A 19,369-nucleotide genomic window follows, 5' to 3' on the forward strand; every position below is an offset into this window, starting at 1 on the left:
GTGCGCTCCGCCTGTCGGTTTGGCTGTGCCAGCGCGACACGGGAGGATACGCGCGTGGCAGGTCAATCAGGGGCGGGCAGTTCCCGGCTCCTCACGAGCGTCAAGGCCCTTCGTTCGGCAGTCTCGGGCGCCAGCCTCCCCCTCGACCTCCCGGGTGCCCCGGCTGCCCGGTCCGCCCGGACGCGGCTGCTCGACCAGCTCGACGACTACGTCATCCCGCGCCTGACGTCGCTTGACGCGCCCCTGCTGGCGGTGGTCGGCGGCTCGACCGGCGCGGGCAAGTCGACGCTGGTCAACTCCGTCGTCGGTCACGAGGTCAGCCTTCCGGGCGTGCTGCGACCGACGACGCGGTCCCCGGTGCTCATCCACCATCCCTCCGATGCAGCCTGGTTCTCCGGGCCGCGCATCCTGCCCAGCCTGGCGCGTATCACCGGCCGGCACTCGTCCTCGGACGGTCCGGGCGCCGTGCGCCTCGTCTCCACCGAGAAGGTCGCCTGCGGGCTGGGGCTGCTCGACGCACCCGACATCGACAGCGTCGTCGAGGCGAACCGCGACCTCGCCACGCAGCTGCTCTCGGCCGCCGACCTGTGGATCTTCGTCACGACGGCTGCGCGCTACGCCGATGCCGTCCCGTGGGAGCTGCTGCATGAGGCCTCCGAGCGGGGGACGGCCATCGCGGTGGTGCTCGACCGGGTGCCGTCGAACGCCGTCGACGACATCCGGATCCACCTCGCCGCGATGCTGCGCGAGCAGGGCCTGGAGCAGGCGCCGATCTTCACGGTCGTCGAGTCCCAGCTCGTCGACGGACTGCTGCCGGCCGACGAGATCGAACGCCTCCGGGGGTGGCTGGCCGCCCTGGCCGGTGACGCGCAGGCTCGCGCCGACGTCGTGCGCCAGACCCTGCAGGGGGCGCTCGCCTCGCTGGAGGAGCGGATGGCCTTCCTCGTCAGCGCGGCGCAGGAGCAGACGGCGGCCGGACAGGCGCTCGTCGACGTGGCGGAGGCTGCCTATGACGAGGCGCGGAGCCAGGTCCACGAGGGCATGGCGGACGGCACCCTGCTGCGCGGCGAGGTGCTCGCGCGCTGGCAGGAGTTCGTCGGCACCGGTGAGTTCTTCCGCCAGGTCGAGTCCACCGTCTCCCGGGTCCGTGACCGCTTCACCTCCTTCCTCAAGGGCGAGCCGGCGCGCGCCGACCATCTCGGCGAGGCGCTGCAGTCGGGCGTCGAGTCCCTGGTGGTCAACCGCGCCGAGCTGGCGGCGAGCTCGATCTCCCGTCGGTGGCGCACCCTTCCGGGGGGCGACCAGCTGCTCACGGCCGATCCGGGGCTGGCGCGCTCGGCCCCCGAGGTCGACCGGCGCATCCAGCGACTGGTGCGCGACTGGCAGGGCGACATCCTCCAGATGGTCCGCGACGAGGGCCGCGACCGTCGCACCACGGCCCGCATCATGGCCTACGGCGTCAACGCCCTGGGCGTCGTGCTCATGCTGGTGACCTTCGCCAGCACTGCCGGCATCACCGGTGCCGAGGTCGGCATCGCCGGTGGCACCGCGCTGGTCGGCCAGAAGCTGCTCGAGGCCGTCTTCGGGGACCAAGCCGTCCGCGAGCTCGCGCGGAAGGCCCGCGAGCAGCTGACGCTGCGTGTCGACGAGCTGTATGCCGCTGAGCTCGCCCGCTACCAAGGAGCTGTCACGACGTTGCACGTGGACACCGACCAGTCCGAGCTCCTGGCGGCGGCCGCCGCCGCCGTGAGGTCTGCGCGATGAGCCCGATCAGGGCGGGGCGGGCCGCGGTGACGCCGGTCTCGAGCGGTGAGCTGAGCACCCGCACCAGTGAGCTGTCGATGGCCTTGGTGTGTGGCGCCGACGAGCTCGATCCCGGGAAGGTCGCGCTCGCGCGGCGGGCTGTCGAGAAGGCCGTGGAGCGCTCCGGCATCGCCGGTGACCACACGGTCGTCGCCCTCGCCGGGGCCACGGGCAGTGGCAAGTCCTCCCTCTTCAACGCCCTGGTCGGCTCCGACGTCGCGACCATCGGGGCACGCCGGCCCACGACGTCGCGCCCCACCGCCGGCATCTGGGGCGACGCCGACGCGTCCGAGCTGCTCGACTGGCTGGGCGTCGACGCGCGCCACGTCGTCGACGAGGGTGCTCGAGAGGGCGATGGTGTGCGGGGCGGTGGCGGCGTCGCCGGCGCCGCCGGCTCGCTCGACGGACTCGTGCTCCTCGACCTTCCCGACTTCGACTCCCGCGAGCTGGCACACCGCAGGGAGGCAGAGCGGGTGCTCGAGCTCGTCGACGTCTTCGTCTGGGTGACCGACCCGCAGAAGTACGCCGACGCCCGCCTGCACGACGAGTTCGTCAGCCTGATGTCCCATCACGATGCCGTCACCCTCGGGGTGCTCAACCAGCGCGACCGCCTGACGCCGGAAGGGGTGAAGACCGTCACCGGGGACCTGGCGAGGCTCCTCGCGGCCGACGGCGTCTCCGACGCGAAGGTGCTCGCGACCTCGACGGTCACCGGCCAGGGCATCAGCGAGCTCAAGCAGCGTCTCGCCAATGCCGTTGCCGGACATGCCGCTTCGCGCCAGCGGCTCAAGGCCGACATCGTGGCCGCCGCGACGCGGCTGCGGCCGGGCGTCGGGGACTCCGAGGCCGACGTGGCCCGCGTGCCGCGCGCCGAGCTCGACGCGTCGCTGGCCCGCGCGGCCGGTGTGCCCATCGTGCTCGATGCCGTCGCCCGCGACTACCGCCGCGAGGCGTTCGCGCACACCGGGTGGCTCTTCGCCCGGTGGACCAAGGGATTCGCCGCCGACCCGCTGCGTCGTCTGCGCCTCGACCGGACCGGAGGACGGCCGCCGATCCACGTCGAGATCGACGGCGCCGACGTGCGTGCCGTGCTCGGCCGCTCGTCCATCCCTGCGCCGACCGTGTCGACGGTCTCGGCCGTCGACCTCGCGACTCGCGCGTTCGTGGACCAGACGTCCGAGGGACTGCCGGTTCGCTGGACGCAGGCCCTCGAGGACGCCGTCGACGATGGTGACGACGGCAGCCTCGCCGACTCCCTCGACCGCGCCGTGATCGGCACCTCCCTGCGTGCCCGCCGTCCGGCGTGGTGGTTCGCCGTCAACGTCCTGCAGTGGGGCCTCGGTCTCGTGGCTCTGGCCGGCCTGGTCTGGTACGCCCTGCTCTGGGCCTTAGCCCTGTTGCAGCTGCCGCGCCCGCAGACGCCGTCTGTCGGCATCCTGCCCTTTCCCCTCGTCATGCTCATTGTCGGCGTGCTCCTCGGGATCGCGCTCGGGGTGCTGTCCCGATGGTGGGCGCGCATCGGCGCCCGCCACCGGAGGGCCGTCGTCGGCACGCGGCTCTCGGAGTCCGTGGAGGCCGTGGCCGACGAGCACATCCTCATCCCCCTCGACAGGGTGCTCGGGCGTCACCGTGAAACGCGTGAGCACCTCCAGGCCGCAGCTGGCTGACCGCCGCGGTTCTCCGGGGGTGGTGTCCGGGCCGGCTCCGTTGTCAGCAGCCCCGGGTTCTCCACACCCTCTGTGAGCGGGCGCGTGCTGTCCACAGGCTGCGGCCCCGGGCGGGTGCGACGACCGGCAGCGGGCGAAGGTGGCTCCAGGCGGCGCAGGGCCGCCGTGAACTCCAAGGAGCACCGATGAACGAGACCCGCATCACCGTGCACGGCAACGTCGTCACGGAGCCGATCGAGCGGCAGGGCCGCAACGGCAGTGTCTACACCACCTTCCGCATCGCCACGACGCCGTACCGCCGCACCATGGACGGTCGCTTCGTCGACGGCGACACGAGCTTCTACAGCGTCATCGCGTTCAACGCGCTCGCCGCCAACGCCGCCTCTGCGCTGCGCAAGGGCCAGCCCGTGATCGTCGAGGGCAACCTGTCGGTGAAGCAGTATCTCGACAACGACGGCCAGCCTCGGACCTCGGCCGAGATCGACGCCGACCACATCGGCCACGACCTGTCGTGGGGCCGGGCCAGCTTCGAGCGGGTCAGCCGCGCGGCCGCGCTCGGGTACGACCGCACCGCCGACCCTGAGGTGCAGGCATCCGTGCGCGCCATGGACGAGGGCGCGTCGGCGGCGGGCGCGCAGCAGCGCCCCGCCCACGTCGACGCCGACGGTGTCGTCGCCGACGACTACGACCCCGAGGGACAGGCCCGGGACGGTGCGCGTGACGGGGCCGTCGAGGCTCTCGCCACGGGCGACCCCGAGACCGACGACTACGAGGTCGTCGAGCGCCTCTCGGCCTGAGGGAAGCGGGTCGGCGGGCGCGGACGCCGATTCGGTGCCGCGCTCGCTGACAGATAGCCTTCTGCGCATGGCCGAGTACATCTACACCATGACCCGTGCGCGCAAGGCACACAACGAGAAGGTCATCCTCGATGACGTCTCGATGTCCTTCTATCCCGGCGCGAAGATCGGCATGGTCGGCCCCAACGGTGCCGGCAAGTCGACGATCCTCAAGATCATGGCCGGTCTCGACCAGCCGAGCAACGGCGACGCACGTCTTGCTCCCGGCGCTTCGGTCGGCATCCTGCTGCAGGAGCCGCCGCTCAACGAGGACAAGACCGTGCTCGGCAACGTCGAGGAGGGTGCCGGCGAGATCAAGGCCAAGCTGGACCGCTACAACGAGATCTCCGCCGAGATGGCCAACCCCGAGGCCGACTACGACGCGTTGCTCGCCGAGATGGGCACGCTCCAGGAGGACATCGACCACGCCGACGCGTGGGACCTCGACAGCCAGCTCGAGCAGGCCATGGACGCGCTGCGCTGCCCGCCGCCGGACTCTCCTGTCACGAACCTCTCCGGTGGGGAGCGCCGCCGCGTCGCCTTGTGCAAGCTGCTCCTGCAGAAGCCCGACCTGCTGCTGCTCGACGAGCCCACCAACCACCTGGACGCCGAGTCGGTCCTGTGGCTCGAGCAGCACCTCGAGTCCTACCCCGGCGCGGTCATCGCCGTCACCCACGACCGGTACTTCCTCGACAACGTCGCTCAGTGGATCGCCGAGGTCGACCGCGGCCGGCTCTACCCCTACGAGGGCAACTACTCGACCTACCTCGAGAAGAAGGCCGAGCGCCTGACGATCCAGGGCAAGAAGGACGCCAAGCTGGCCAAGCGGCTCAAGACCGAGCTCGAGTGGGTTCGCAGCAACGCCAAGGGCCGTCAGGTCAAGAGCAAGGCGCGTCTCGCCCGTTACGAGGAGATGGCGGCCGAGGCCGAGCGCACGCGCAAGCTCGACTTCGAGGAGCTGCAGATCCCGCCGGGCCCGCGCCTCGGGTCGACGGTCATCGAGGTCAAGAACCTCAGGAAGGGCTTCGGCGACCGAGTCCTCATCGACAACCTGTCGTTCTCGCTGCCGCGCAACGGCATCGTGGGCGTCATCGGGCCCAACGGTGTGGGCAAGTCGACCCTCTTCAAGACGATCGTGGGCTTCGAGCAGCCCGATGCCGGCGAGGTGAAGATCGGCGAGACGGTCAAGATCTCCTACGTCGACCAGGGCCGTGAGGGCCTCGACCCCAAGAAGAGCCTCTGGGAGATCGTGTCCGACGGCCTCGACCACATGAAGGTCGGCAACGTCGAGATTCCCTCCCGCGCCTACGTCTCGCAGTTCGGCTTCAAGGGGCCCGACCAGCAGAAGCTGTCGGGCGTGCTGTCCGGCGGCGAGCGCAACCGCCTCAACCTCGCGCTCACCCTCAAGCAGGGCGGCAACCTGCTGCTGCTCGACGAGCCCACCAACGACCTCGACGTCGAGACGCTCGGTTCGCTCGAGAACGCCCTGCTCGAGTTCTCCGGCTGCGCGGTCGTCATCACCCACGACCGGTGGTTCCTCGACCGGGTCGCGACGCACATCCTCGCCTACGAGGGCACCGAGGAGAACCCCGCCAGCTGGTACTGGTTCGAGGGCAACTTCGAGTCCTACGAGGCCAACAAGGTCGAGCGCCTCGGGCCGGAGGCGGCCCGTCCCCACCGCGTCACGTACCGCAAGCTGACACGCGACTGAGCGACCGGCCGCGGGGCCGTTGACGACAGGCCGGGGTGCACCGCACCCCGGCCTGTCGTGTCAGATCCAGCCCTTGCGCCGGAAGACCCAGTAGAGGAGCAGGCCGACGCCGCCGATGATGGCGGCGCTGAAGAGCACGCCCGAGGAGCGCCCGAAACCGGGGTAGGGCACGTTCTGCCCGAACCAGCCGGTGACCGCGGTCGGCACGGCGATGATGGCCGCCCAGCCGGTGAGCTTCTTCATCACCGTGTTGAGGCGGGCGTCCTGCAGCGAGAGATTCGTCTCGAAGATCGTCGTGACCATGTCACGCAGCGACTCGGACCACTCCGCCGCACGGAGGACGTGGTCGTAGAGGTCGTCGTAGAAGCCGTCGAGCTCGGTGTGCCGCTGGTCGAGCTCGCCGCGGTGGCGCAGCACGGAGTTCACGACGTCGCGCATCGGCAGGACGACGCGGCGCAGCTCGACCAGCTCCTTTCGCAGCCGGTAGGTGCGCACCTGGACGGCGTGCATCTTCCCGGCCTCGTCGAAGAGCAGGTCCTCGAGCCCCTCGACTGCGTCGTCGAGCTGCTGGATCGAATCGAAGTGACCGTCGACGACCGCGTCGAGCAGCCCGTGCACCAGCGCGCCGACGCCGAGCTGCAGCAGCTCGGGGTCGTCGTTCCACCGCTCGAGGACGGGCCCCATGTCGAAGTCCTGGCTGCTCCGGACCGTGATGATGCCGCGCGGCAGGACGAAGGCGGAGATGCGCATCGTCCGCAGCCGGGACTCCCGGCCCGTGGCGTCGCTGTCGTCGGTGGGCGAGGCGCTCACGTCAGGCGCCGGCAGGTGGGTCGCGTAGACGGTGAGGAAGGTGTGGCGTGCGTGCCGGGTCGCCTTGGGCCTCTCACCGGCGCTGACGGCGTCCTCGACGGCATGCGGGTCGAGCCCGAGCTCGTCGGCGAGGGCGCTGAGCCGGAGGTGGTCCGGCTCACAGAGGTCGACCCAGATCAGGGAGTCCTCGCGGTCGAGCAGGTCCGACACGACGTCGAGCCCGAACCCCTCCTCGACGACCTTGCCGTGCTGCCACCGGCAGGAGGTGATGCGCCCGGTTCCGTCGTTGCCCACCCCTCCAGTCTCGCAGTGCCCAAAGCCGCCGGCCCGGCAGGACACCGTCAGGCGATGAGCGGGGTGACCTCGCGCGTCGAGGGCTGTTCACCGAGCGCCAGCTGCCAGGCGGCCGCGAGACGACGACCGACCTCGTCGGCGTCGTCGGGGGCGACACAGAACGGAACCCTGACCCACCGGGCGAGGCCGCCCTCGACCCCGAACTGCCCGCCGCTGGCCAACCGCACGCCGGCGCGTTCCCCGACGCGCGCGAGCTCGTCACCTCGCGCCTCGGGAAGCTCGCACCAGAGGTTGAGCCCGCCGGCCGGCACCGTGAAGCGCCAGTCCGGCACATGCCGGTGCAGTGCCTTGACCAGGGCGTCGCGCCGGGCGCGGGCCTCGCGGCGGCGCTCGGTGAGCAGGGCGTCTCCCTGACGCAGCAGGTCGGTGACGACGAGCTGCTCGAGGATCGCCGTGCCGAGGTCGAGGCTGTGGCGCGCCTCGATGACCGCCTCCGCGCCGCCTTCCGGGGCGCGCACCCACCCGACGCGCAGGCCACCCCACCACGTCTTGCCGGCGCTGCCGAGGGAAAAGGCGCCCGGCGAGGAGGCCGCGAAGGGCAGCGGTCGCACAGCGCCCGTGGGGCCGTCGAGCCAGAGCTCCACGAAGGTTTCGTCGACGACCGGCACGGCCCGGGCGCGGGAGAGTGCGGCGGCAACGGCACCACGGGTCCCGGCGTCCATGACGAGGCCGGTCGGGTTCTGGTGGTCGGGGATGAGGTATGCCGCCCGGGCACCGCTCTGACGCAGGCCGACGTCGATGGCGTCGACGTCCCACCCGCTCGGCGTCAGCTGGGCGGGCACTGCTCGGTAGGCCGAGCGTCGCACTCCGACAATGGCGTTCGGGTAGGTGGGGCTCTCGACGAGCACCCGGTCACCGACGTCGAGCTGCGCCCGCAGCACTGCCGACAGGCCACCGTGGGCGCCGGATGTGATGACGACCTGGTCCGGTGACGTCGGTAGCCCTCGGGACTCGAACCACGTGGCCACGCCGGCCCGGGTCTCGGGGAGCCCGCGGGGGTCGTAGCCGGCGGTGGCGAGGAAGCGGGGCAGCTCGTGCAGGGCGCGCTCGTACGCCGCGGTGACACCGGCAGCGGCCGGCAGGGCGGCATACGTCAGGTCGATGACGTCGGGTGGGACGTCGGTGGGGATGAGCCCGGCGTGCGACAGGGCCAGGCCGGACGGGCCCACGGGGAGGCAGACGACGCTGCCCGAGCCGCGCCGGGTCGTGACGAAGCCCTCGTCGCGGAGCGTGTCGAGGGCCGCACCCACCGTGGTTCGGCTGAGACCCAGCTCTGTCGTCAGGGTGCGCTCGCTCGGCAGTCGTGTGCCGACGAGGAGGCGCCCGTCCGAGACGAGCCGTCGGATGCCGTCGGCCACGCCCCGGTAGGCCGGCCGGGGGAGAGGGTCGGGGCCGAGGAGCAGGGCCAGTGAGCGGGCCGACACGGTGCGCATCGGTCCACTCTCCCACGATTGGCCCTTAGAAGTCAGTCCAGTGGCCTTCATGATGGACGGTATGCGCCGTCACGTCCCGCTCGCCAACCTCACCCCCCGCCAGCAGCTGCGGGCCGGGCGACTGCCCCGCCGGGTGGTGCAGCTCCTCGTCGGGCTGACGCTCTACGGCGCCTCGATGGCCATGATGATCCGGTCGACCCTCGGCCTCGACCCGTGGGACGTCTTCCACGCGGGCATCGCGACGCACGTGCCGCTCACCTTCGGCCAGGTGACGATCATCGTGGGAGCCCTCGTCCTGTTGCTCTGGGTGCCGCTGCGCCAGTGGCCGGGGCTGGGGACCGTCGCCAACGTCGTCGTCATCGGCTTGGCTGCCGATGCCGGTCTCACGCTGATCGCCCCGCCGAGCTCGCTGTGGGTCAGGGTGCTGCTGCTCGGTTTCGGCATCGTGCTGAACGGTGTCGCCGGCGGCCTCTACATCGGCAGCCAGCTCGGGCCCGGACCGCGCGACGGCCTGATGACCGGCTTCGCGCGCCGCACCGGTCTCTCGATCCGCCTCGTGCGCACCACGATCGAGCTGCTGGTGCTCGGGGTCGGCTGGCTCCTCGGGGGGCCTGTCGGTCTCGGCACCGTGCTGTATGCCGTGTCGATCGGCCCGCTCGTCCAGTTCTTCCTGCCTCGCCTGACCATCGAGCTCCACGACCACGCCGCGAAACCGCACCTGGAGCAGGCGGCCCCCGTCACGCCGCCGTCACCCCTGGGGTCGACGACGAGCTGACGGCTCAGGCGCCGCCGAGCGGCCAGGAGTGGAGCACGCGGCACCCGCCCGGCTCGTACCACGCCAGGTCGAGCCGCTCGGCCCGGCAGCGGGCCGCGACGTGCGGGCCGACGAGGCTTCTCGTCGACTCCTCGCTGACGTCGTCCGCGAGGGCGTCGAGCGTCAGGTGGGGGACGACGTCACGGAAGCGACCGGCATACGGCGGGCACTGCGGGAAGGCAGCGACGAGTCGTGCGGTGAGCGCCGCGAACGGTTCTGCCGGCTCGGGCAGCAGGTGGACGATCCCGTTGGGGAACGTTCCGACCTCGTCCAGCGTGAAGTCGAACGCGGGTGTGGCACGGGCGATCCCGGCGACGGCGTGGAGCGCGCTCGCTGTCAGGAGCTCGCCGTGGAGGAATGGTGCCAGGGCGGTGACGTGTGCGTGCACGAAGTTCGGGTCGCTCGAGACGTAGTCGGTGTCGTAGTGACGGGTGCGCGCCAGGATGAAGGCCTCCAGTTGTGGCACCGGCACCTGGAGGACCGTATGGCCGGCCGCGGCCGACGCCACGGTCAGTGCCCGGCGCCCACGAGCCGCAGCGCGAGGGCGGCGTTCGTAGCGCCGATCGCGGCGGGGGTGCGGCGGATCGTCGGGGAGTACCACCGGGCCACGTCCACGACGATGGACAGCAGCGCCAGGGCTGTGTCGGCGCTGCCGGCGCTGTCGTCGACGGAGAAGGTGCCGTCGGCGACGCCACGGTCGAGGACCTCGCGCACGAGCGAGTCCATCTCCTTGCGCAGCGCGAGCACCTCCGCGTGGTGCTCGGGGGTGAGGTGGTGGTGCTCGTACTGCACGACGCGGGCGACCTGGTACTGCTCCACGTGCCACTCGGAGAAGCGCGCCATGACGTTGACGAGCTGCTGCCTGGGGGTCGCCTCCTCCGCGATCGCCGAGCGCACCAGGCGCAGGGCCGACTCGTGCCCGCTGCGGCTCAGGGCGAAGAGCAGCTCCTCCTTGGAGTCGAAGTGCACGTAGACCCCGGCGGGGGACAGCCCGGCCCCGGAGGCGATGTCACGAGTCGTCGTGGCGTGGAAGCCCTTGTCGGCGAAGGCGTGGGCGGCCGCCTGCAGGAGCCGCTCGACCGTCGAGGCGTCCGGGTCGGACGTGCGGAGGCCGGCCGGCTGCGTGGGCGACGGGTCGGTCGACGGGGTGGTGGGCTGCGGCACGTTGACAGCATGCCGTAGGGGAGGGAAACTAAGCAAGCGCTTAGTTACCCGCGGGTACCAGCGCGCCGCACCCGTGAGCACGCCCGATGGAGGACCCATGCCCCGCAACATCTACGACGAGGACCACGAGGCGATGCGCGCGTCGGCGCGGGAGTTCGTCGCACGCACCCTCGCGCCCCGCGCCCAGGAGATGATCGAGGGCAAGTCGATCCCGCGCGACATCTGGATCGAGGCCGGCAAGCAGGGCTTCTTCGGGCTCGACATCCCCGAGGAGTTCGGTGGCGCCGGCGTCGACGACTACCGCTTCAACGCCGTCGTCGCCGAGGAGATGAGCCGCTTCAACGCCGCGACGAGCTCCTGCTTCGGCATCCACTCGGACGTGTGTCCGCCCTACATCGTCGACCTCGGCACCGAGGAGCAGAAGCAGCGCTGGCTGCCCGGCATGGCGAGCGGCGACCTCATCTGCGCCATCGCGATGACCGAGCCCTCCGGTGGGTCCGACCTCGCGGCGCTGAAGACGACCGCCGTCCGCGACGGGGACAGCTGGATCCTCAACGGCTCCAAGACCTTCATCACCAACGGTTACCAGGCCGACCTCGTCATCGTCGCCGCCCGCACGGACCCGTCCAAGGGCGCCAAGGGCATCACACTGCTCATGGTCGAGCGCGGCATGGAGGGCTTCCAGAACGGCCGCAAGCTAGACAAGGTCGGCATGGACGAGTCCGACACGGCCGAGCTCTTCTTCGAGAACGTCCGCGTCCCCGACGAGAACCGCCTGGGCGAGGAGGGCATGGGCTTCATCGCGATGATGCAGCGCCTCCCGCAGGAGCGGGTCGGCGCGGCCGTCTCCAACGTGGCGCACGCCAAGGCGATCCTCGAGGAGACGATCCAGTACGCCAAGGACCGCAAGGCCTTCGGCCAGCCCATCGGCGCCTTCCAGCACAACAAGTTCCTCATGGCCGAGCTCGTCACCAAGATCGAGGTCGCCGAGGCCTACGTCGACGACTGCATCGCGGCGCATGCCGAGGGCAAGCTCTCCGCCGTCGACGCCGCCAAGGCGAAGTGGTGGAGCTCGGAGGTCCAGAACGACGTGCTCGACCACTGCGTGCAGCTGCACGGCGGCTACGGCTTCATGAACGAGTACCGCGTCGCCCGCGCCTGGCGCGACGCCCGCGTCACGAAGATCTGGGCCGGGTCCAACGAGATCATGAAGGAGCTCATCGGCCGGGACCTCGGCTTCTGATGGGGGACATTGCCAGCGGCGGACGCCACGAGGGCGCCGTCGCGATCATCACGGGCGCCAGCCGGGGCATCGGCCTGGGAATCGCAGAGCGGCTCGTCGCCGAGGGCGCCAAGGTGGTCGTCACGGCCCGCAAGCCGGAGGCGCTGGCCGAGGCCGTCGATCGGCTCGGGGGTTCGGAGCACGCCCTCGGTGTCGCGGGCAACGCCGCCGACGAGGCCCACCAGGACGAGGTCATCGCTGCCGCCCGCGAGACGTTCGGCGGGCTGCACCTGCTCGTCAACAACACCGGCATCAACCCGGTCTACGGGCCGATGCTCGACTCGGGGCTGGACATCGCCCGCAAGGTGCTCGACGTCAACGTCGTCGCCGCCTTCTCGTGGATTAAGAAGGCGGTGGCCGCCGGGCTCGGCGACGAGAGGCACCCCGGGTCGGTCGTCAACCTGGCCTCGGTGGCCGGCCAGGGCGCGAGCGGCGTCATCGGCTGGTACGGCGTCTCCAAGGCGGCCCTCATCCACCTGACCACCGAGCTCGGCTACGAGCTGGGGCCCGACGTGCGGGTCAACGCCGTCGCGCCCGCCGTCGTCAAGACGAAGTTCGCCGAGGCGCTCTACGAGGGCCGCGAGGAGAAGGTCGTGCGCGCCTACCCGATGAAGCGTCTCGGCCTGCCCGAGGACGTCGCGGGAGCCGTGAGCTTCCTGCTCAGCCGAGACGCCTCGTGGGTCACCGGTCAGACGCTCACGATCGACGGCGGCGTGACCCTCGGGGGAGCGCTGTAGGCCGAACGGGCTCCGCGCTCGACGACTGTCTGCGACGAGAACGGCCCGGCCCCGTTCCCGGGTTCCTCACATGGGGTACTGGAGGCAGGGACGCCCCCACCTAGGGGCGGACCCTTCCCCGCCACGTGGGTCGGCGCGTCGCCACTTGGCGCGCCGGCCGGCATTCGACCGCCTTGCGCTCGACCGGTCGGGGCAGGGAAGAATGCGCTGTGCGGCCACCGGTGTCCGCTCGTCGCCACTCCGTGGCGCCGCGGCGCCGAGCCGCGACCGAACGACGGAAGAAGACCCATGGAGATCTGGCCGGGAAAGCCCTACCCCCTCGGAGCGACGTACGACGGTTCGGGAGTCAACGTCGCCGTCTTCTCGGAGGTCGCCGAACGCGTCGAGCTGTGCCTGGTCGACGACGACCTCAACGAGACCTGCCTCGAGCTGCCGGAGGTGGACGGCTTCGTGTGGCACGGCTACGTGCCCTACGTCCAGCCCGGTCAGCGCTACGGCTTCCGGGTCCACGGTCCGTACGACCCCGCCAACGGGCACCGCTGCAATCCGAGCAAGCTGCTGCTCGACCCCTACGCGAAGGCCATCGAGGGCCAGGCCGAGAACGACCAGTCGCTCTACTCGTACACGTTCGGTGACCCGGACGCGGCGACGACGACCGAGATCAACACCGACGACAGCGTTCGTCACACGATGCACTCCGTCGTCATCAACCCCTTCTTCGACTGGGGCGACGACCGCCCGCCGCGGCACGAGTACCACGAGACCGTGATCTACGAGGCCCACGTCAAGGGCCTGACGATGCTGCACCCGGAGATCCCCGAGGAGGTCCGCGGCACGTACGCCGGCATCGCCCACCCGGCGATGATCAACCACCTGCGCGAGCTCGGCATCACCGCCATCGAGCTCATGCCCGTGCACCAGTTCGTGCAGGACGCGCCGCTCGTCGACCGTGGCCTGTCGAACTACTGGGGCTACAACACGATCGGCTTCCTGGCGCCGCACAACGAGTATGCCGCGGGTGGCCAGCGCGGTCAGCAGGTCCTCGAGTTCAAGGCCATGGTCAAGGCACTGCACGAGGCCGACATCGAGGTCGTCCTCGACGTCGTCTACAACCACACGGCCGAGGGCAACCACATGGGCCCGACGCTGGCGTTCCGCGGTCTCGACAACAACAGCTACTACCGCCTGGTCAGCGACGACCTGTCGCACTACTACGACACGACCGGCACCGGCAACAGCCTGCTGATGCGCAGCCCGCACGTGCTGCAGCTGATCATGGACTCGCTGCGCTACTGGGTCACCGAGATGCACGTCGACGGCTTCCGCTTCGACCTCGCCGCAACCCTGGCCCGCCAGTTCCACGAGGTCGACAAGCTGTCGGCCTTCTTCGACCTCATCCAGCAGGACCCGGTCGTGAGCCAGGTCAAGCTCATCGCCGAGCCCTGGGACGTCGGCGAGGGCGGCTACCAGGTCGGTGGCTTCCCGCCCCTGTGGACCGAGTGGAACGGCAAGTACCGCGACACCGTGCGCGACTTCTGGCGCGGCGAGGGCGGTGCGCTCGCCGAGTTCGCGTCGCGCTTCACCGGGTCCAGCGACCTCTACGAACAGTCCGGGCGCAAGCCGATCGCCTCGATCAACTTCGTCACCGCCCACGACGGCTTCACGCTGCGCGACCTCGTCTCCTACAACGACAAGCACAACGAGGCCAACGGCGAGGACAACAACGACGGTGAGAGCCACAACCGCTCGTGGAACTGCGGCGTCGAGGGGCCGACGACCGACCCGGAGATCCGGGACCTGCGGCTTCGCCAGCAGCGAAACTTCCTCACGACGCTGCTCTTCTCGCAGGGCGTGCCGATGCTGCTGCACGGCGACGAGCTCGGTCGCACCCAGGGCGGCAACAACAACGGGTACTGCCAGGACAACGACATCTCGTGGATCCAGTGGATCCTCGACGAGGACGACCAGAAGCTGCTGACCTTCACGCAGTCGCTCGTCAGCCTGCGGCGGGAGCACCCGGTCTTCCGGCGCCGTCGCTTCTTCGCCGGCAACGCCGACCACGGCGGGGAGAGCGAGCTCGGTGACATCGCCTGGTTCACGCCAGATGCCCAGCACATGGACGACGAGTCCTGGAGCAACGGCCTGGCCAAGTCGCTCATGATCTTCCTCAACGGCTCGGCCATCCCCGAGCCCGACCCGCGCGGGCAGAAGATCTTCGACGACTCGTTCCTCGTGATGTTCAACGCCCACCACGAGGCGCTGACCTTCACCCTTCCCGAGGAGGAGTACGGCGCGCAGTGGATCCCGGTCATCGACACGGCCCTGCACGAGGTGGAGGTCACCAAGCTCGACCCGACGTGGCAGATCCAGGTCCAGTCGCGCAGCATCGTCGTGCTCCGGTGCCCGCGCGAGGTCGTCTCGCCCATCGTTCCCGGCGTCACCGAGGAGGCCACCGCGTGAGGTATGCCAGCGCACCCCTCTCGACCCACCGCTTCCAGCTCGAGCCCGACTTCACACTGGACGACGCGGTGGCGCAGGTCGACCACCTGGCGGCCCTGGGCGTCACGCACCTCTACCTGTCGCCGGTCCTGCAGGCGGCGTCAGGATCGAAGCACGGCTACGACGTCATCGACCACTCGAAGGTCGCCGAGGGGCTGGGCGGCGACGCCGGGCTCGCCAGACTGGTGGAGGCGGCGAAGGCCGCCGGCCTCGGTGTCGTCGTCGACGTCGTGCCCAACCACATGACCACGCCGACGCCCCTGTCGCTCAACCGTCCGCTCTGGTCGGTGCTGCGCGAGGGCCGGCAGTCGGCATACGCCACGTGGTTCGACGTCGACTGGGACGCCCAGGACGGGCGCCTCCTGCTGCCCGTGCTCGGGTCCGCGCTCGAGGACGTGCTCGCAGCCGGCGAGATCGCCGTCGGCGAGCACGAGGGGGAGCCGGTCGTGCAGTACTACGACCACATCTTCCCGCTCGCTCCCGGCACCGACCCCGGAATGCCGCTGGGGGAGCTCCTCGACGCGCAGCACTACCGCCTCGCGTCGTGGACGGTCGGTGACTCGGAGCTGAACTACCGGCGCTTCTTCGACGTCACGTCGCTCATCGCGGTGCGCGTCGAGGAGCCGGAGGTCTTCGACGCCACCCACCGGCTGCTCCTCGAGGGCATCCGGACCGGCACCATCGACGGCCTGCGCATCGACCACCCGGACGGCCTCGCGGACCCCGAGGGCTACCTCGAGCGCCTCGCCGACGCGACAGGTGACTCCTGGGTCGTCGTCGAGAAGATCCTCGAGGGCAGCGAGCGCCTGCCGCAGACGTGGCGGACCGCCGGCACGACCGGCTACGACGCCCTGCTGCGCATCGGGGGGCTCTTCGTCGACCCCGCCGGCGCGCAGCCGTTGGAGGACCTGTCGACCGAGCTGCTCGGGGAGCGACAGGACCTCGGGGCCATCGTCGCGGAGTCGAAGCGGTGGGTCGTCGAGGTCATGCTCGCCACTGAGGTCAGCCGGCTCATGCGGCTCGTGGTGCGGGCCCGCCCCGACCTCGACGAGAAGGCCGCGCGCGCCGTCGTCGAGGCGATGCTCGTCGGGATGCACCGCTACCGCGTCTACCGTCGCCCGGGCACGCCGGCCGGCGCCGGCGACGCGGCCGAGCTGGCTGCAGCGGCCGCGGCGGGCGGCCAGACCGCATCCGGGCTCCTGGACCCCGCCACCGTCGACGCCGTGGTCGACCTCGCGCTGGGGAGCGCCGAGGTGCAGGACGAGGCGGCCCGCGACGAGTTCGTCGTGCGGTTCCAGCAGACGTGCGGCCCCGCCATGGCCAAGGCGATCGAGGACACCGCGTACTACCGCTACGTGCGCCTCGTCGGGCTCAACGAGGTCGGCGGAGACCCGGCGCAGGTCGGCCTGCCCGCCGCCGAGTTCCACGAGTTCGCGCAGACGCTGCTGGCCGAGTGGCCGCAGACGATGACGACGCTCTCCACCCACGACACCAAGCGCGCCGAGGACGTGCGAGCCCGGCTCCACGTGCTTGCCGAACGTCCGGACGCGTGGGCCGCCTGGGTGCGGAAGGCCCGCGAGCTGGCGGCGCCGGTGCGCGCCGACGAGCTGGACGCGCTCACGGAGTACTTCCTGTGGCAGACCGTGGTCGGCACCTGGCCGATCACCGAGGAGCGCCTGCAGGCCTATGCGCTCAAGGCGATCCGCGAGTCCAAGCTGTACACGCGCTGGACGGATCCGAACGAGGCCTACGAGTCGGCTGTCGAGCGCCTCGTGTCGGGCCTGGTGACGAGGCCGGAGATCACCGAGCACGTGCAGCAGTGGGTCGAGACCACGCGGCACGAGGCCCGCGCCAACGTGCTCGGCCAGAAGCTGGTGCAGCTGACGATGCCGGGCGTGCCCGACGTCTACCAGGGCACCGACCTGGTCGACCTGTCGCTCGTCGACCCGGACAACCGCCGGCTGGTCGACTACGACGAGCGTCGCGACCGGCTCGCGCGCCTCGACAGTGGCGCGGCACCGGCCGACCTCCACGACGAGAAGCTGCTCGTGACGGCCGCGGCCCTGCGCACTCGCCGGGAACGGCCGGAGTGCTTCACGGGGGCAGCGGCCACCTACCTGCCGGTCCCGACCTCGAGCGAGCACGCGCTCGCGTTCGGGCGCGGCACCCCCGACGGCCTCGACGTCGTCACAGTGGTCACCCGTCTGGCCGGTCGGCTGCAGGATGCCGGCGGCTGGCGAGACGCGACCCTCGACCTGCCCGCGGGCCGGTGGTCCGAGCTGCTCTCGGGCCGCACGCTGGACGGTGGAGAGGTGGCCCTCGCCGATCTGCTCGGCGACGCCGGCCTGCCCGTTGCGCTGCTCGTGAGAACAGGGGCCGACCATGACGCCTGAGAACCTGACCGTCTGGGCCCCGGACGCCTCGCGCGTCGACGTCCTCGTGACACCGATCGTCGGGTCGGGGTCGGAGCCGACGTCGGCGACCGAGCGGCACGCCATGACGGCCGCGGAGGGCGGCTGGTGGTCGTGGCCGCGTCCCGACGAGGTGCCGCTCGACTACGCGTTCAGCATCGACGGCGGCGACCCGCGCCCCGACCCGCGCAGCGCCTGGCTCCCGCACGGCGTGCACGCGGCGAGCCGGACGTTCGACGCCACGGCATACGACTGGGGTGACGACGGCTGGTCCGGCACGCGCGGCGGTCACGGGGTGCTCGGCGGGGTGGTCTACGAGCTCCATGTCGGCACGTTCACCCCCGAGGGGACCCTCGATGCCGCGGCGGGGCACCTGAGCCACCTCGTCGACCTGGGCGTCGACGTCGTGGAGGTCATGCCGGTCGCGGCTTTCGGCGGCACGCACGGCTGGGGGTACGACGGAGTGGCGCCGTATGCCGTCCAGCACAGCTACGGCGGTCCGGCAGCCTTCCAGCGCTTCGTCGACGCGTGCCACGCCCACGGTCTCGCGGTCTGCCTGGACGTCGTCTACAACCACCTCGGTCCGACCGGCAACTACCTCGCCGAGTTCGGACCCTACTTCACCGACACGCACACGACGCCCTGGGGGCCGGCGGTCAACCTCGACGCCGAGGGGAGCCACGAGGTGCGGCGCTGGGTCATCGACAACGCGCTGCGGTGGTTCCGCGACTTCCACGTCGACGCGCTGCGGCTCGACGCCGTGCACGAGCTGCGTGACGAGTCCAAGCCCCACATCCTTGCCCAGCTGTCCGGCGAGACCGCCTCTCTCGCAATGGAACTCGGGCGTCCGCTCGACCTCATCGCAGAGAGCGACCTCAACGACGCCGTCATGGTGACGCCGACCGCTGAGGGTGGGTGCGGCATGACGGCGCAGTGGGACGACGACATCCACCACTCGCTGCACGTGGCGCTGACGGGCGAGACCCAGGGCTACTACGCCGACTTCGCGGGAGGCACGGAGGCGTGGCCGGAGGGCGGACCCATCTCGGTGCTCGCCAAGACCCTCACCGACGCGTTCCTCCACGACGGGCGTGTGTCGACGTTCCGCGGCTCCGTGTGGGGGGCGCGCGTCGACGCCGAGGCCCGCTCGGGTCACCAGTTCCTCGCCTATCTCCAGACGCACGACCAGGTGGGCAACCGCGCCACGGGTGACCGCATCGGCGACCAGATCTCACCCGGGCTGCAGGCTGTGGGCGCCGCCCTCTACCTCCTTTCTCCCTTCACCGCCATGGTCTTCATGGGCGAGGAGTGGCGGGCCAGCACCCCCTTCGCGTTCTTCACCTCGTTCGAGGAGGAGTGGCTCGCCGACGCCGTGCGCTCCGGCCGTCGCGCCGAGTTCGCGGCACACGGCTGGAACGAGGCGGACGTCCCCGACCCACAGGATCCCGCGACCCGGGCGCACAGCGTGCTGGACTGGCGCGAGCCGTACGCGCCGGGGCACAACGAGATGCTCCACTTCTACCGGGAGCTCATCCGGGTGCGACGGGCCGAGCCGGACATCGCTTCCGGTGACCTGAGAGCCACGTCGGTCACCTACGACGAGGACGCGGGGTGGCTCGTCATGTCCCGAGGCTCGATCCACGTCGTCGTGAACTTCGCCGGTCGCTCGCAGGTCGTGCCGTTCCAGGGTGAGGTCGAGCAGGTGCTGGCCTCGTGGGGCAGGTCGCCGATCGTGGACGCGCAGGGAGTGCGCCTCGACGGCCACGACGTCGCGGTTCTCCGCACCGTCTGACCCGGTCGCGGGGGTGCAGCGGCGCAGGCCACGGGGGTCTTGCGCATCCCGTCAGC

The 19,369-nt window shown here is 71.0% G+C and carries 14 protein-coding genes; 10 read left to right on the forward strand and 4 right to left on the reverse strand.

Features of this window, described 5'->3' with window-relative positions:
- The first annotated feature begins 54 nt into the window (after nt 1-54).
- The 4 genes from AC3WRT_RS11435 (at nt 55) to ettA (ending at nt 6,017) form a co-directional block, all read left to right on the forward strand.
- Nucleotides 55-1,764 carry a dynamin family protein gene (locus AC3WRT_RS11435; RefSeq protein ID WP_492721967.1) on the forward strand — a complete coding sequence of 570 codons (1,710 nt, stop codon included), beginning with the start codon at nt 55-57 and terminating at the stop codon, nt 1,762-1,764.
- Complete coding sequence (locus tag AC3WRT_RS11440) at nt 1,761-3,470, forward strand: GTPase (RefSeq protein WP_492721969.1); 1,710 nt, start codon at nt 1,761-1,763, stop codon at nt 3,468-3,470. Before AC3WRT_RS11435 ends, AC3WRT_RS11440 begins: the two co-directional genes overlap by 4 nt.
- 185 nt (nt 3,471-3,655) lie before the next feature.
- Nucleotides 3,656-4,267 (forward strand): single-stranded DNA-binding protein, encoded by a 612-nt coding sequence (locus AC3WRT_RS11445; RefSeq protein WP_492721970.1) that lies wholly within the window; start codon nt 3,656-3,658, stop codon nt 4,265-4,267.
- Between the two features lie 67 nt (nt 4,268-4,334).
- Nucleotides 4,335-6,017 (forward strand): energy-dependent translational throttle protein EttA, encoded by a 1,683-nt coding sequence (gene ettA / locus AC3WRT_RS11450; protein ID WP_492721972.1) that lies wholly within the window; start codon nt 4,335-4,337, stop codon nt 6,015-6,017.
- Nucleotides 6,018-6,077: 60 nt separating this feature from the next.
- Here ettA and AC3WRT_RS11455 read toward each other — a convergent pair whose 3' ends face one another.
- Both AC3WRT_RS11455 and yczR read right to left on the reverse strand, forming a co-directional pair.
- Nucleotides 6,078-7,121 (reverse strand): magnesium transporter CorA family protein, encoded by a 1,044-nt coding sequence (locus AC3WRT_RS11455; protein ID WP_492721974.1) that lies wholly within the window; start codon nt 7,119-7,121, stop codon nt 6,078-6,080.
- A gap of 47 nt (nt 7,122-7,168) precedes the next feature.
- Nucleotides 7,169-8,614: a MocR-like transcription factor YczR gene (yczR, locus tag AC3WRT_RS11460; RefSeq protein WP_492721975.1), complete on the reverse strand. Its 1,446-nt coding sequence runs from the start codon at nt 8,612-8,614 to the stop codon at nt 7,169-7,171.
- Nucleotides 8,615-8,675: 61 nt separating this feature from the next.
- Between yczR and yczE the strand changes: the two genes are divergently transcribed.
- Entirely contained in the window at nt 8,676-9,389 is a 714-nt protein-coding gene (gene yczE, locus AC3WRT_RS11465) for a membrane protein YczE (RefSeq protein ID WP_492721977.1), read from the forward strand.
- Nucleotides 9,390-9,393: 4 nt separating this feature from the next.
- On the opposite strand, the gene AC3WRT_RS11470 is transcribed toward yczE, so the two are convergent.
- Both AC3WRT_RS11470 and AC3WRT_RS11475 read right to left on the reverse strand, forming a co-directional pair.
- On the reverse strand, nt 9,394-9,900 hold the full coding sequence (locus tag AC3WRT_RS11470; RefSeq protein ID WP_492721979.1) for a 2'-5' RNA ligase family protein: 507 nt from the start codon (nt 9,898-9,900) through the stop codon (nt 9,394-9,396).
- A 38-nt stretch (nt 9,901-9,938) separates the two neighbouring features.
- Nucleotides 9,939-10,592, reverse strand: coding sequence for a TetR/AcrR family transcriptional regulator (locus tag AC3WRT_RS11475; RefSeq protein ID WP_492721981.1), 654 nt, complete (start codon nt 10,590-10,592; stop codon nt 9,939-9,941).
- A 97-nt stretch (nt 10,593-10,689) separates the two neighbouring features.
- On the opposite strand from AC3WRT_RS11475, the gene AC3WRT_RS11480 reads away from it, so the two are divergent.
- From AC3WRT_RS11480 to treZ, 5 genes are all read left to right on the forward strand, one after another.
- Complete coding sequence (locus tag AC3WRT_RS11480) at nt 10,690-11,835, forward strand: acyl-CoA dehydrogenase family protein (RefSeq protein ID WP_492721983.1); 1,146 nt, start codon at nt 10,690-10,692, stop codon at nt 11,833-11,835.
- Nucleotides 11,835-12,611, forward strand: a complete 777-nt coding sequence (locus AC3WRT_RS11485; RefSeq protein ID WP_492721985.1) for an SDR family oxidoreductase — start codon at nt 11,835-11,837, stop codon at nt 12,609-12,611. Before AC3WRT_RS11480 ends, AC3WRT_RS11485 begins: the two co-directional genes overlap by 1 nt.
- Nucleotides 12,612-12,899: 288 nt before the next feature.
- The gene (gene glgX / locus AC3WRT_RS11490) at nt 12,900-15,071 is read left to right on the forward strand and encodes a glycogen debranching protein GlgX (RefSeq protein WP_492721987.1); all 2,172 of its coding nucleotides are present in this window, start codon (nt 12,900-12,902) and stop codon (nt 15,069-15,071) included.
- Nucleotides 15,068-17,503: a malto-oligosyltrehalose synthase gene (gene treY / locus AC3WRT_RS11495; RefSeq protein ID WP_492721989.1), complete on the forward strand. Its 2,436-nt coding sequence runs from the start codon at nt 15,068-15,070 to the stop codon at nt 17,501-17,503. The genes glgX and treY overlap by 4 nt, the downstream gene beginning before the upstream one ends.
- The gene (gene treZ, locus AC3WRT_RS11500; RefSeq protein WP_492721991.1) at nt 17,493-19,313 is read left to right on the forward strand and encodes a malto-oligosyltrehalose trehalohydrolase; all 1,821 of its coding nucleotides are present in this window, start codon (nt 17,493-17,495) and stop codon (nt 19,311-19,313) included. Before treY ends, treZ begins: the two co-directional genes overlap by 11 nt.
- Nucleotides 19,314-19,369: the final 56 nt, after the last annotated feature.

Source organism: Terrabacter sp. FW104-15G4B, from assembly GCF_058790095.1.

Coding starts and splice junctions, on each gene's coding strand:
- AC3WRT_RS11440 (WP_492721969.1), top strand. CDS start 1,761: ATGAGCCCGATCAGGGCGGGGCGGGCCGCGGTGACGCCGGTCTCGAGC.
- AC3WRT_RS11445 (WP_492721970.1), top strand. CDS start 3,656: ATGAACGAGACCCGCATCACCGTGCACGGCAACGTCGTCACGGAGCCG.
- ettA (WP_492721972.1), top strand. CDS start 4,335: ATGGCCGAGTACATCTACACCATGACCCGTGCGCGCAAGGCACACAAC.
- yczR (WP_492721975.1), bottom strand. CDS start 8,614: ATGCGCACCGTGTCGGCCCGCTCACTGGCCCTGCTCCTCGGCCCCGAC.
- yczE (WP_492721977.1), top strand. CDS start 8,676: ATGCGCCGTCACGTCCCGCTCGCCAACCTCACCCCCCGCCAGCAGCTG.
- AC3WRT_RS11480 (WP_492721983.1), top strand. CDS start 10,690: ATGCCCCGCAACATCTACGACGAGGACCACGAGGCGATGCGCGCGTCG.
- AC3WRT_RS11485 (WP_492721985.1), top strand. CDS start 11,835: ATGGGGGACATTGCCAGCGGCGGACGCCACGAGGGCGCCGTCGCGATC.
- glgX (WP_492721987.1), top strand. CDS start 12,900: ATGGAGATCTGGCCGGGAAAGCCCTACCCCCTCGGAGCGACGTACGAC.
- treZ (WP_492721991.1), top strand. CDS start 17,493: ATGACGCCTGAGAACCTGACCGTCTGGGCCCCGGACGCCTCGCGCGTC.